General features: G+C 74.7%; 11 protein-coding genes. 6 read left to right on the top strand and 5 right to left on the bottom strand.

Going from position 1 to position 11,539, the window contains the following annotated elements; genetic code table 11:
* Window positions 1–103 precede the first annotated feature (103 nt).
* Window positions 104–1,618: a PP2C family protein-serine/threonine phosphatase gene (locus tag ABTX81_RS08870; RefSeq protein WP_350542516.1), complete on the bottom strand. Its 1,515-nt coding sequence runs from the start codon at window positions 1,616–1,618 to the stop codon at window positions 104–106.
* Between the two features lie 241 nt (window positions 1,619–1,859).
* Here ABTX81_RS08870 and ABTX81_RS08865 point away from each other — a divergent pair, with 241 nt between their 5' ends.
* Window positions 1,860–2,411, top strand: coding sequence for an O-acetyl-ADP-ribose deacetylase (locus tag ABTX81_RS08865; protein ID WP_350542538.1), 552 nt, complete (start codon window positions 1,860–1,862; stop codon window positions 2,409–2,411).
* A 130-nt stretch (window positions 2,412–2,541) separates the two neighbouring features.
* On the opposite strand, the gene ABTX81_RS08860 is transcribed toward ABTX81_RS08865, so the two are convergent.
* Entirely contained in the window at window positions 2,542–3,375 is an 834-nt protein-coding gene (locus ABTX81_RS08860) for a class I SAM-dependent methyltransferase (protein WP_350542515.1), read from the bottom strand.
* A gap of 266 nt (window positions 3,376–3,641) precedes the next feature.
* Between ABTX81_RS08860 and mshA the strand changes: the two genes are divergently transcribed.
* Both mshA and ABTX81_RS08850 read left to right on the top strand, forming a co-directional pair.
* On the top strand, window positions 3,642–5,027 hold the full coding sequence (mshA, locus tag ABTX81_RS08855; protein ID WP_350542514.1) for a D-inositol-3-phosphate glycosyltransferase: 1,386 nt from the start codon (window positions 3,642–3,644) through the stop codon (window positions 5,025–5,027).
* A gap of 64 nt (window positions 5,028–5,091) precedes the next feature.
* Window positions 5,092–5,649 (top strand): type III secretion system chaperone family protein, encoded by a 558-nt coding sequence (locus tag ABTX81_RS08850; RefSeq protein WP_350542513.1) that lies wholly within the window; start codon window positions 5,092–5,094, stop codon window positions 5,647–5,649.
* Between the two features lie 30 nt (window positions 5,650–5,679).
* On the opposite strand, the gene ABTX81_RS08845 is transcribed toward ABTX81_RS08850, so the two are convergent.
* Window positions 5,680–7,005, bottom strand: coding sequence for an MDR family MFS transporter (locus tag ABTX81_RS08845; RefSeq protein WP_350542512.1), 1,326 nt, complete (start codon window positions 7,003–7,005; stop codon window positions 5,680–5,682).
* A 148-nt stretch (window positions 7,006–7,153) separates the two neighbouring features.
* Here ABTX81_RS08845 and ABTX81_RS08840 point away from each other — a divergent pair, with 148 nt between their 5' ends.
* Both ABTX81_RS08840 and ABTX81_RS08835 read left to right on the top strand, forming a co-directional pair.
* Window positions 7,154–7,912, top strand: coding sequence for a phosphoglyceromutase (locus ABTX81_RS08840; protein WP_350542511.1), 759 nt, complete (start codon window positions 7,154–7,156; stop codon window positions 7,910–7,912).
* A 243-nt stretch (window positions 7,913–8,155) separates the two neighbouring features.
* Window positions 8,156–8,743, top strand: coding sequence for a lytic polysaccharide monooxygenase (locus tag ABTX81_RS08835; protein WP_350542510.1), 588 nt, complete (start codon window positions 8,156–8,158; stop codon window positions 8,741–8,743).
* Between the two features lie 136 nt (window positions 8,744–8,879).
* Here the strand turns inward: ABTX81_RS08835 and ABTX81_RS08830 are convergent, their stop codons facing one another.
* Window positions 8,880–9,056, bottom strand: a complete 177-nt coding sequence (locus ABTX81_RS08830) for a hypothetical protein (RefSeq protein ID WP_350542509.1) — start codon at window positions 9,054–9,056, stop codon at window positions 8,880–8,882.
* Between the two features lie 205 nt (window positions 9,057–9,261).
* Complete coding sequence (phoU, locus tag ABTX81_RS08825; RefSeq protein ID WP_350542508.1) at window positions 9,262–9,945, bottom strand: phosphate signaling complex protein PhoU; 684 nt, start codon at window positions 9,943–9,945, stop codon at window positions 9,262–9,264.
* 308 nt (window positions 9,946–10,253) lie between these two features.
* Between phoU and phoR the strand changes: the two genes are divergently transcribed.
* The gene (gene phoR / locus ABTX81_RS08820; RefSeq protein WP_350542507.1) at window positions 10,254–11,537 is read left to right on the top strand and encodes a two-component system sensor histidine kinase PhoR; all 1,284 of its coding nucleotides are present in this window, start codon (window positions 10,254–10,256) and stop codon (window positions 11,535–11,537) included.
* Window positions 11,538–11,539 lie beyond the last annotated feature (2 nt).

Genomic DNA, 11,539 nt, shown 5'->3' with positions numbered 1-11,539 from the left:
CAGCTCGTCGCCGCCCACGAGGGCTGCCTGGAGGACGCCGCGTACGACCGCGACCTGCTGTTCGCCGCGACCGTGATGCACGATCTGGGTCTCCGGTGCCCGCTCAGCCCAGGAGCAGCTGCGCCGGATTGCGCTCCAGCAGCAGCACCGCGACATCGTCCGTCAGGGCGCCGCCGTTCAGCTCCTCGACCTCGGCGATCGCGCTGTCGACCAGCCGGCCCCGGGTGAGCCCGGCGGACTGGTGGTCGCCGATGAGGTCGGCCAGGCCGTCCTGGCCGAGGCGCCGGGAGCCGGCGCCGATCCGGCCCTCGATCAGCCCGTCGGTGTACAGCAGCAGCCGCCAGCCGGGGCGCAGCTCGAACCGGTGGGCCGGCCAGACGGCCTGGCCGTCGTCGCAGGCGAGCAGGCCGAGCGCGGGGCCGGCGTGGTCGGCGGGCAGGCCGATCGGGGTGTGGTCCTCGCCGAGCAGCAGCGGCGGCGGGTGGCCGGCGAGGTAGAGCCGGGCCTGTTCGGCGGCCTCCGGGGCGGCGGCGTCGCCCGGCTCGATGCTCAGCATGCAGAGCGTCGCGAAGATCTCGTCGCTGCGCCGCTCGTGTTCCAGCACGTGCTGCAGGGTGGTCAGCAGGGTCTCGCCGGTGAGGCCGGCGAAGACCAGGGTGCGCCACGCTATCCGCAGCGCCACCCCGAGCGCGGCCTCGTCGGGGCCGTGGCCGCAGACGTCGCCGATCACCACGTGGACGGCGCCGTCCTCGGTGCGGACCGCGTCGTAGAAGTCGCCGCCGAGCAGGGCGCGGCGGCGGCCGGGGCGGTAGCGGCGGGTGAAGGACAGGTTGGCGCCGTCGAGCAGCGGGGTGGGCAGCAGATGGCGCTGCAACCGGGCGTTCTCCTGGCCGCGGAGCTCGGCCTCGACCAGCCGGCGCTGCGACTCGTCGGCGCGCTTGCGCTCGACGGCGTAGCGCAGGGCGCGGGCCAGCAGCGGGCCGTCCGTCTCGTTCTTGACCAGGAAGTCCTGGGCGCCGGCCGCCACGGCGGCCGCTCCGAGCTGGGCGCCGGCGGCGTCGGTGAGGACCACGACGGCGGTGTGCGGGGCCCGGCGGAGCAGTTCGTGCAGGCCCTCCAGACCGTCCGAGGGGTCCGAGGGGTGCGGCAGGTCGGCGGGGGCGGCGAGGTCGAGCAGGACGCAGCTGAAGTCGCCGCGGGAGGGGTCGGGGTGGCGCGGCCGGCCGCGCCGGGAGCCGGACGGGGCGAGCAGCGCGAAGGCCTGGTCGAGGCCCCGGGTCCAGTGGATCTCGATCGGGGCGCCGCTGTCGGCCACCGCGGCCTTGAGCAGATGGGCGTCGGTGGCGTCGTCCTCGATCACCAGCAGCTTGAGCGGGGCGCCGGCGGCGGACGGGGACGCGGGGGCGGCCGGGCCGGCGGGTGCGGCGTCCGAGCGCGGGTGGGGTATCGGCGCGGCTGCCGTGGCGGGGCCGGCCGGCTGCCGGACCGGCGCGGAGGAGTGGTCGGGGGCGGACCGTCCGGGGGCGGAGCTCTCATGGGCGCGCCCGGAGCGGGCACCGTACTGGGCGCCCGGCGGGTCCGCGGCACCAGGTGCCCGCCCGTCTCCCGTTGCGGGCATCGGCTGATCCTCCCTTTCCCCGCATGCGTAACGGCCGGCGTCCGTCCGCAGTGCCCGCATGGCACCCTGCGTCGGGGAACTTCTCGCGACCATAACGTGATCTCCGGGGATTTCTCTGACCGACCGGCGCTGTTGTGGCTATCGCCACGCCGGTGGCGGTGTGTTGGATGGGTGCTGGGGGCACGAGTGGAGGCCCGTGCCGGCGGGTGCCGGGGCGGGCGAGGAGAGGGGCTGTGTGATGGTGACGCGGATCACCCTGGTCGAGGGTGACATCACGGCACAGCAGGTGGACGTCGTCGTGAACGCGGCGAATTCCTCCCTGCTGGGCGGCGGTGGGGTCGACGGGGCGATCCATCGCCGGGGCGGGCCGCGGATCCTGGCGGAGTGTCGAGGGCTGCGGGCCTCGCGGTACGGGCGGGGGCTGCCCACCGGGCAGGCGGTGGCGACCACGGCCGGCGACCTGCCGGCCCGCTGGGTGGTGCACACCGTGGGGCCGGTCTACCTGGCGGACGAGTACGAGGTGAGGGCGGAGCTGTTGGCCTCCTGCTACCGCGAGTCGCTCCGGGTGGCGGCGGACCTGGGCGCGCGCACGGTGGCCTTCCCGGCCGTGTCGGCCGGGATCTTCGGGTGGCCGCCGGCCGACGCGGCCAGGATCGCGCTCGGCACCGTCGCGGCGGTGACGGCGGAGCCGGGCGGCGGGCCGGAGGAGGTGCGGTTCGTGCTGTTCGGATCGGAGATGTACGAGGTGTTCGAAGGCGTGGGGCGGGAGCTGGGGCTGACGGGTCGGGAGTGAGCCACCGGCCCGGTCCCATGGTGGCGTGACGAGGCGTCAACACGCCAGAGGTATTCGATAACTCGTTCGAGTGAAACCGGGGACTCGGTCACCGGACCAGGTCAGGCGGCGCAGCGGGATGCGGGGCCGGCTACGGGGCCAGCGCCGTCCAGGGCAGGGTGACCTCGCCCTGCCGCCACCGCCCGCGCGCGTCCACCAGCGGCCACGCCCCGGCCAGCGAGGTGCAGGCCGCCACCCAGCGCTGCCGGGCGCCGAACGCCCCGTACGGCGCGGCCGCCGCCCAGGCACGGTCGAAGTCGCGCAGGAACGCGTGCACCGGCCGCCCCGGCACGTTGTGGTGGATCAGCGCCTTCGGCAGCCGCTCGGCCAGGTCGGACGGCTGGCCGAGGCCGCCCAGCCGGGCCGCGAAGGTCACCGTCCGCGGCCCCTCCGGGCCGAGCGCCACCCAGACGTGCCGCCGGCCGATCTCGTCGCAGGTGCCCTCGACCAGCAGCCCGTCCGGGGCCAGTCGCTCGCACAGCCGCGCCCAGACCCCGGCCACCGCCGACTCGTCGTACTGCCGCAGCACATTGGCGGCCCGGATCAGCTGGGCCGGCGCTCCGCCGTCCAGCGGCACCTCGAAGCCGCCGCGACGGAAGGTCAGCAGCGGTGGCACCGCGTACGGCAGTGCCGCGGCGACCCGGGCCGGTTCGATCTCGATCCCGACCACCCGGACGTCCGCCCGCACCGTCCGCAGCCGGCCGGACAGCTCGACGGCCGTCCACGGCGCGGCCCCGTACCCGAGGTCGACGGCGACCGGCGGGTGCGCGGCGGAGCGCAGTGCGGGCCCGATCGCGTGGGCGATCCAGCGGTCCATCCGGCGCAGCCGGTTGGTGTTGGTGGTGCCGCGGGTGACGGTGCCCACCGGCCGCCCGGCCCGTCCGCGGGCGGGCGCGGTCACGGTGTCGGGGGAGGAGGCGGCCATGCCCCACAGGGTACGGGGCCCGCGGCGGCGGCCGGCGGCGTGGCCCATCTCATGCCGGGGCCCGGGAATGCCGGTCGGCGATCGCGTGGTTGGCAGACTGGTGGTGGTGTGTGCCCGGACGGGGCAGCCGGCCGGCGCGCCGCACCGGGCGCCGCGGCCGTGCCGCGCGCGGGCGGCAGCGCACTCACCGGACCAGCAGGAAGAACAGCAGGCAGCAGGCAAGCAGGGCTGCTGAGGCGGGCAGTACACGAGGAGGCTTCAGCCAGGTGATCCAGCACCCCGTCCGTTCGGTACGCCGTGCCCAGCCGGCCACGCCCGCGCGCGGTCGGCTCCAGTCGCTCGTCCAGGGCGGCCGTCGCCGCCCGCGCCGGATAGCCATGCTCAGCGTCCACACCTCCCCGCTGCACCAGCCGGGGACGGGCGACGCGGGCGGCATGAACGTCTACATCGTGGAGCTGGCCAAGCGGCTGGCCGAGCTCAACATCGAGGTCGAGGTGTTCACCCGGGCGATCTGCTCGGACGACGCGCCCACCGTGGAGCTGGCCCCGGGCGTGCTGGTCCGGCACGTCACGGCGGGCCCGTACGAGGGGCTGCTGAAGGAGGACCTGCCGGCCCAGCTGTGCGCCTTCACCCACGGGGTGCTCCGCACCGAGGCCGGCCACCGGCCCGGCCACTACGACCTGGTCCACTCGCACTACTGGCTCTCCGGCCAGGTCGGCTGGCTGGCCGCCCAGCGCTGGGGCGTGCCGCTGGTGCACACCATGCACACCATGGCGAAGGTGAAGAACGCGGCGCTGGCCGAGGGCGACACCCCCGAGCCGCCGGCCCGGGTGATCGGCGAGACCCAGGTGGTGGAGGCGGCCGACCGGCTGATCGCCAACACCACCGAGGAGGCCGCCGAGCTGGCCCGGTTCTACGCGGCGCGCCCGGACCAGCTGGCCGTCGTCCACCCGGGCGTCAACCTGGACGTGTTCCGCCCGGGGGCGGCGGGCACCGCGGAGGCCCGCCGGGCCGCCCGGGCCCGGCTCGGGCTGCCCGCCGACGCCGCCGTGCTGCTGTTCGCCGGCCGGATCCAGCCGCTGAAGGCCCCGGACGTGCTGCTGCGCGCGGTCGCCGTGCTGCTGGAGCGGCGCCCCGAGCTGCGCGAGCGGCTGGTGGTGCCGGTGGTCGGCGGCCCGTCCGGCACCGGGCTGGCCAGGCCGGAGAGCCTGCACAAGCTGGCCGCCCAGCTGGGCATCGGCGACGTGGTGCGGTTCCACCCGCCGGTGGGCCAGGCGCTGCTCGCCGAGTGGTACCGGGCCGCGACGGCGCTGGTGATGCCCTCGTACAGCGAGTCGTTCGGGCTGGTGGCGCTGGAGGCGCAGGCCTGCGGCACACCGGTGGTGGCGGCCGCGGTGGGGGGCCTGCCGGTCGCCGTCCGGGACGGCGAGACGGGCACCCTGGTGGGCGGCCACGACCCGGTGGACTGGGCGCACGCGCTGGAGCCCTACGCCACCGACCCGGAGCTGGTGGCCCGGCGCGGCGCCGCGGCGGCCCGGCACGCGGCCGGGTTCGGCTGGGACACCGCCGCCGCGACCACCGCCGAGGTGTACGCCGGCAGCCTGGTGCGGTCGGTCGGCCGGCTGGCCGGGGCGCGCCAGCGGCGCTCCTGATCCGTGCGGCGGTCGCGGCCGGGTACTGCTGCGCCCGGGCGTACCGCCGAGTAACGTCACCCCCATGGCAATCCGCACCAAGGACGAGGCCCTGACCCTCCTGCGCACCGCCCTGGACGAGGCCGGGGTGGCCTGGGAGCCGGCCCCCACCGACCCGTACACCCTGGTGGCGGCCCTCCCGGGCACCCGGAAGCTGAGCACCACCTGTGCCCTGCGGGTCGGCGACCACACCCTCTCGGTGAACGCCTTCGTGGTCCGCCGCCCGGACGAGAACCACGAGGCGGTCTACCGCTGGCTGCTGGAGCGCAACACCCGGCTCTACGGCGTGGCGTACGCGGTGGACCCGCTCGGGGACGTCTACCTGGCGGGCCGGCTGCCGCTGGAGGCGCTGACCCCGGACGCCGTGGACCGGCTGCTGGGCACGGTGCTGGAGAACGCCGACGAGCCGTTCAACACGCTGCTGGAGCTGGGCTTCGCCACCGCGATCCGGCGGGAGTGGGAGTGGCGGACCAAGCGCGGGGAGTCCACCCGCAACCTGGCCGCCTTCGCGCACCTCGCCGCCCCGGCGCCGTCCGCCGGGCAAGCCGGGCAGCCGTCCGCCGGGGAGCCCGCCGCCGAGTAGCCGGCCGGGGACGCCGGCCGGCCGGGGACGTCAGCCGCCCGTCGCGGCCCGCTCGGGCTCGGCGGCCGGCGCCGCGCCCGGCGCCGGGGCCGGCACCGGGGCCGCCTCCACCACCGCGGACTTCGCCAGCGCCGCCCCCGGCCGCCGGCCGAGCAGGACGTACCCGCCGGCGGCGGCCGTGCCGAGCACCGCGCACGCCCCCCACGTCACCCCGCTGCCGGCCCGCTCCAGCAGCACCCCGCCCGCCGCCGGGCCGAGGAACGAGGCGAGCGACCAGGAGAGCGAGTAGACGCCCTGGTAGCGGCCGCGCGCCTCGGCCGGCGACAGCTCGGCGACCAGGCCCATCATGGTCGGCGCGTTCAGGATCTCGCCGAGCGTCCAGACCGCCACCGTGAACGCGTAGAACCAGGCCGAGGAGCCGGCCAGCGCGGTCAGCCCGAAGCCCCAGCCGATGAACAGCGCGCTGGCGACCAGCAGCGCCGTCCGGTCCCGGCCCTCCATCCACCGGGTGAGCGGGATCTGCAGCACCACGATGAGCAGGCCGTTGAGGCCGATCACCAGGCCGTACTGCGTGGAGCTGATGCCGGACCGGCCCATCTCCACGGCCAGCGTGGTCGAGCCCTGCTGGGCGACCAGGGCGAGCAGCAGGTTGAGCACCACCACCGCCATGAAGCGGCCGTCCTGGAACACCTCGGCGAGGCCGATCGCCGGCCGGCCCTGGACCGCGCCCGGTGCCGCGGCGGGCACGGCGGGCCTGGTCTCCGGGATGCGCACGAAGATGACCACCGCGCAGACCACGGTGGAGAGCGCGTCCAGCAGGAAGAGTGTGAGGTAGCCGTGGGTGGCGATCAGGCCGGCGACCGCCGCGGAGAGGCCGAAGCCGATGTTGATCGCCCAGTAGTTCAGCGCGAAGGCGCGGACCCGGTCCTCGGCGGGCACGATGTCCGCGATGATCGCCGAGGTCGCCGGCCGGGTGGCGTTGTTGCAGAAGCCGACCAGGAAGGCGACCACCGCGATGGTCACCTGCCCGTCGCTGAAGCCGAGCAGCGCGGTGAACAGGGCGGTGCCGAGCTGGGCGGCGACCAGGGTCGGCCGCCGCCCGATCCGGTCGGCCAGCACTCCGGCGACGACGGAGGCGATCGCCGAGCCCAGGCCGAACAGCGAGGCGACCAGCCCGGCGTACGAGAACGAGTAGCCGCGGTCGGTGGTCAGGTAGAGGGCCAGGAAGGTGACCACGAACGCGCCCAGCTTGTTGATGAGCGTGCTGGTCCACAGCCACCAGAACTGGCGCGGTAGTCCGCTCACCGCCTCGGCGACGGCTCTGGTGGCGCGGGCGGACAGGGACGAGTCGGGCATGTGGGGGCTCCCGGGCAGGCGGACGTCCGCTGAGCCGCACGGGCAGGACCGCTCAGCGAGAAGGTAAGAGTCTCTGGCAAGGAGCACACCTTACCGCTCGAACGAGGTCCCGACCAGGGCTTTTCCGGGCTCCACTAAGCTGGGGGCCATGGCTGACACGACGTACCGACTCATCCTGCTCCGCCACGGCGAGAGCCAGTGGAACCAGAAGAACCTGTTCACCGGTTGGGTCGACGTCGACCTCAACGAGAAGGGCGAGAAGGAGGCCGCGCGCGGTGGCGAGCTGCTCGCCGCCGAGGGCTTCCTTCCGGACGTGCTGCACACCTCGCTGCTGCGCCGTGCCATCCGCACCTCGCAGATCGCCCTGGACAAGGCCGACCGCCACTGGATCCCGGTCAGCCGCAGCTGGCGCCTGAACGAGCGGCACTACGGCGCGCTCCAGGGCAAGGACAAGGCCCAGACCCTGGCCGAGTTCGGCGAGGAGCAGTTCCAGCTCTGGCGCCGCTCGTACGACACCCCGCCGCCGGTGCTGGCCGACGACGCCGAGTACTCGCAGGCCGGCGACGCCCGTTACGCCGAGATCCCGAGCGAGCTGCGTCCGCGCACCGAGTGCCTGAAGGACGTCGTCGACCGGATGCTGCCGTACTGGTACGACGCCATCGTCCCGGACCTCGCCGCCGGCAGGACCGTCCTGGTGACCGCCCACGGCAACAGCCTGCGCGCGCTGGTCAAGCACCTCGACGGCATCTCCGACGCCGACATCGCCGGCCTCAACATCCCGACCGGCATCCCGCTGGTCTACGAGCTGGACGCCGACTTCAAGCCGCTCACCAAGGGCGGCCGCTACCTCGACGCCGACGCCGCCGCCGCGGCGATCGAGGCCGTCAAGAACCAGGGCAAGAAGTAGGCCCGACGCCCGTCGAGGGCCCCGCTCCCCGTATCGGGGGAGCGGGGCCCTTCTCGTTCAACTCGCTTGGGGATGAGGTGAGTTCGGGCGAGTTTGGGGTGCCGCAAAAATGGTTCAGACCATTGACGGCCCCGGTGGCGGCTCCTACCGTGTGAGCAACCGACCCGGCGCAGGCATGCCGAGCCCCCACGCGCGCGTGTCCGCGCCCGGCGCACTCTCCATCCACCCCCACGGAGGAGCACCATGCGCACACGTCATGTCGTCGGAGCCGTGATCGCCGCCCTCGCGGTGCCGGTCGCGGTCGCCCTCCCGGCGCAGTCGCACGGCTACATCACCACCCCGCCCAGCCGGGCCGCGCTCTGCGGCGCGGGCACGGTGACCGACTGCGGTGAGATCCGCTGGGAGCCGCAGAGCGTCGAGGGGCCGAAGGGCTTCCCGACCAGAGGTCCGGCCGACGGCACCATCTGTGCCGGCGGCAACAGCCGGTTCGCCGAGCTGGACGATCCGCGCGGCGGCGCCTGGCCGGCCACCGCCGTCTCGGCGGGCCAGCGGCTGACCTTCACCTGGCGGTTCACCGCCCGGCACGCCACCTCGGGCTTCCGGTACTACCTGACCAAGCCCGGCTACGACGCCACGCAGAAGGTCACCCGGGCCAACCTGGAGCTGACCCCGTTCCTGAACGTCCCCTACAACGGCACCCAGGTGCCCGGCACGCTCAGCCACACCGCGACCCTGCCGTCCGGGCGGACCGGCCACCAGGTGGTCGTCGCGGTCTGGGACGTCGCGGACACCGGCAACGCCTTCTACTCCTGCGCGGACGTCACCTTCTGACGCCGGGCGGATGCCCACCCCACGGACCCCGTCGGCGCTCCGGCGGTGAGGAGACCGGGGCGCACGGCCGTCTCCCACGGCAGCCGTGCGCCCCGGAGCTCCGCGGTGGCGCCGGGGGAGGGCCGGACGGACGGTCTCAGTGGCCGCAGCAGCCGCCGTCGGCCCCGCCGCACTGGCAGGGCGCGCCGGACTGGCAGCCGCAGCCGCAGCCCGGTCCGCAGCCGCAGCCGGCCGCGAGCACGGACAGCAGCTTCGGGGCGGGCGGTTCGATGGTCTCGGGAGCCGATGCCGGGCCGGTCGGGTTTGCCTTCATCGCGCGGTCCCCTCCTTCTGACGGGCACACCTCGGTGCCCACGGATTCGAGTGAAACCGCCGACCGGAGGGAGCGTCAACGGGCGCGCAGTGGTGGGGGGTCCGGCTGCTCGTGCTCCCCCACCACCCCGGCCCGGGGTTTACTCACCCCCGGGGAGGAACGCCGCCCGGGGGACGTCGCCCGGGGACGCGCGCCCGTCCGGACGTCACTCCACCTCGGCGGCCGCCTCGGTCGCCGCGACGAACTCGTCCACGTGCTCACCGGTCACCAGGTACACCACGCGCTTGGCCACCGAGACCGCGTGGTCGGCGAACCGCTCGTAGTAGCGGCCGACCAGGGTGACGTCCACCGCGGTCTCGATGCCGTGGTGCCAGCGCTCGTCGATCAGGTGCGCGAACAGCTCGCGGTGCAGCGCGTCGATCGCGTCGTCGTCCTGCTCCAGCTCCAGCGCCTTGTCGACGTCCTTGGTGGCGATCACCAGGCCGGCCTTGGCCACCAGGCGCTGGGCGAGCTGCCCCAGCTCCAGGACCGTCGCGTGCAGGTCGCCGGGGACGGCCGACGCGGGGTAGCGCAGCCGGGCGACCTTGGCGACGTGCTGGGCGAGGTCGCCGCAGCGCTCCAGGTCGGCGCTCATCCGCAGCGAGGTGACGACGATGCGCAGGTCGGTGGCGACCGGCTGCTGACGGGCGAGCAGGTCGATCGCCCGGTTCTCCAGCTCGTGGTGCAGGTCGTTGATCTTCTCGTCGGCGGCGATCACGCTCTCCGCCAGCGCCAGGTCCGCGTCGAGGAGCGCGGTGGTGGCCCGGCCGAGGGCCGAACCGACCAGCCGGGCCATCTCGACCAGGCTGTCGCCGATCGAGTCGAGTTCCTCGTGGTACGCGTCGCGCATGTTCTCTCCTCAGTAGCTGTGTCGGTGGCGGTGCCGACCGGTCATCCGGTACGACGGTCGGACCGACGCATGAATGACCGCTGCTGGTGGCGCGCATCGTACGCGCACACCCTGGGCGGTGGACGGCCGTTTGGGCCGGGTCGCCCCTCCTACACGGGCTCCGGCGCCCACAGTGGGCCGTCCGGGCGACCACGCACGACCCGTTCGGTGAATCGGCGGCTACTTGAAGGTGAATTCTCGGCAACGCGTGGCCGATCCCTTGATCGAGCCCTTGGGGAGCGCCCGCACGGTGCGCTTAGGCTGGCCGTATGGACGTGAACGTGGCCGCCGCCGCTGCCTGCGCCATAGCCGGGCTCGGCGTCGGCCTCACGGCCTCGATCGCCTTCCGTTGGAGCGAGCGCGAGCAGGCCAGGGGCAGGTACGGCGGAACCAACCGGAACCAGGGCCGTACCCAGGGCCTGGGCCCCGCGCAGGAGCCCCCGCTGCCGCCGGGGGTCGACACCGTTCTCTCCGTGCTGCGGTCCTGCGCGATCGTGCTCGGCGAGGGCGACGAGGTGGTCAAGGCCAGCTCGGCGGCGTACGCGATGGGCCTGGTGCGCGGCGGGGCGGTCGCCGTCGACCAGCTGCTCGCGCTGGCCCGCTCCACCCGCCGGGACGGCGAGATCCGCCAGCTCGAGCTGGAGCTGCCCCGCCCGGGCGCGGCGCGCGCCGCCGAACCGCTCGCGGTCTCGGCCCGGGTCGCCCCGCTGGGCTCCCGGCTGGTGCTGGTGCTGGTCGAGGACCAGACCGAGCGCCGCCGGGTGGAGGCCGTCCGCCGCGACTTCGTCGCCAACGTCAGCCATGAGCTCAAGACCCCGGTCGGCGCGCTCTCGCTGCTCTCCGAGGCGGTCGCGGACGCGTCCGACGACCCGGAGGCGGTGCAGCGCTTCGCCGGCCGGATGCAGATCGAGGCGACCCGGCTGGCCAGCCTGGTCCAGGAGATCATCGACCTCTCCCGGGTCCAGGACGACCGGCTGATGGTCGACCCGGAGCCGGTCGCGGTGGACGAGCTGATCGCCGAGGCGATCGACCGCTGCCGCCAGCAGGCCGCCGCCAAGCAGATCCTCATCGCGGCCGGCGGCATCGCCGGCCTCTACCTGCACGGCAACCGCGGCCAGCTCGCCGCCGCGCTCGGCAACCTCGTCGAGAACGCCGTCAACTACAGCCCGCCGCGGACCAGGGTCGCGATCGCCACCCGCCGGATATCCAGCGCCGCCGCGCTGGGCGAGGCCGACGGCGAGCTCATCGAGATCTCGGTGACCGACCAGGGCATCGGCATCTCCGAGAAGGACCGCGAGCGGGTCTTCGAACGCTTCTACCGGGTCGACCCCGCACGCTCCCGGCAGACCGGCGGCACCGGCCTCGGCCTCTCCATCGTCAAGCACGTGGCCGCCTCGCACGGCGGCACCGTGTCGGTGTGGAGCGTCGAGGGCCAGGGCTCCACCTTCACCCTCCGCCTGCCCGCCGGGCAGGCACCCGTGGACCGGCCCCGTGCGGGGGCGTCCGCGGAAACCCTGTCAGAAACAACCCCCCAGCTTGCCCCGGAGGCCTGATC

It is taken from the genome of Kitasatospora sp. NPDC097605 (genome assembly GCF_040302725.1).
Classification (GTDB): Bacteria; Actinomycetota; Actinomycetes; order Streptomycetales; family Streptomycetaceae; genus Kitasatospora.
This window is presented reverse-complemented; position numbering and strand designations above follow the sequence as displayed.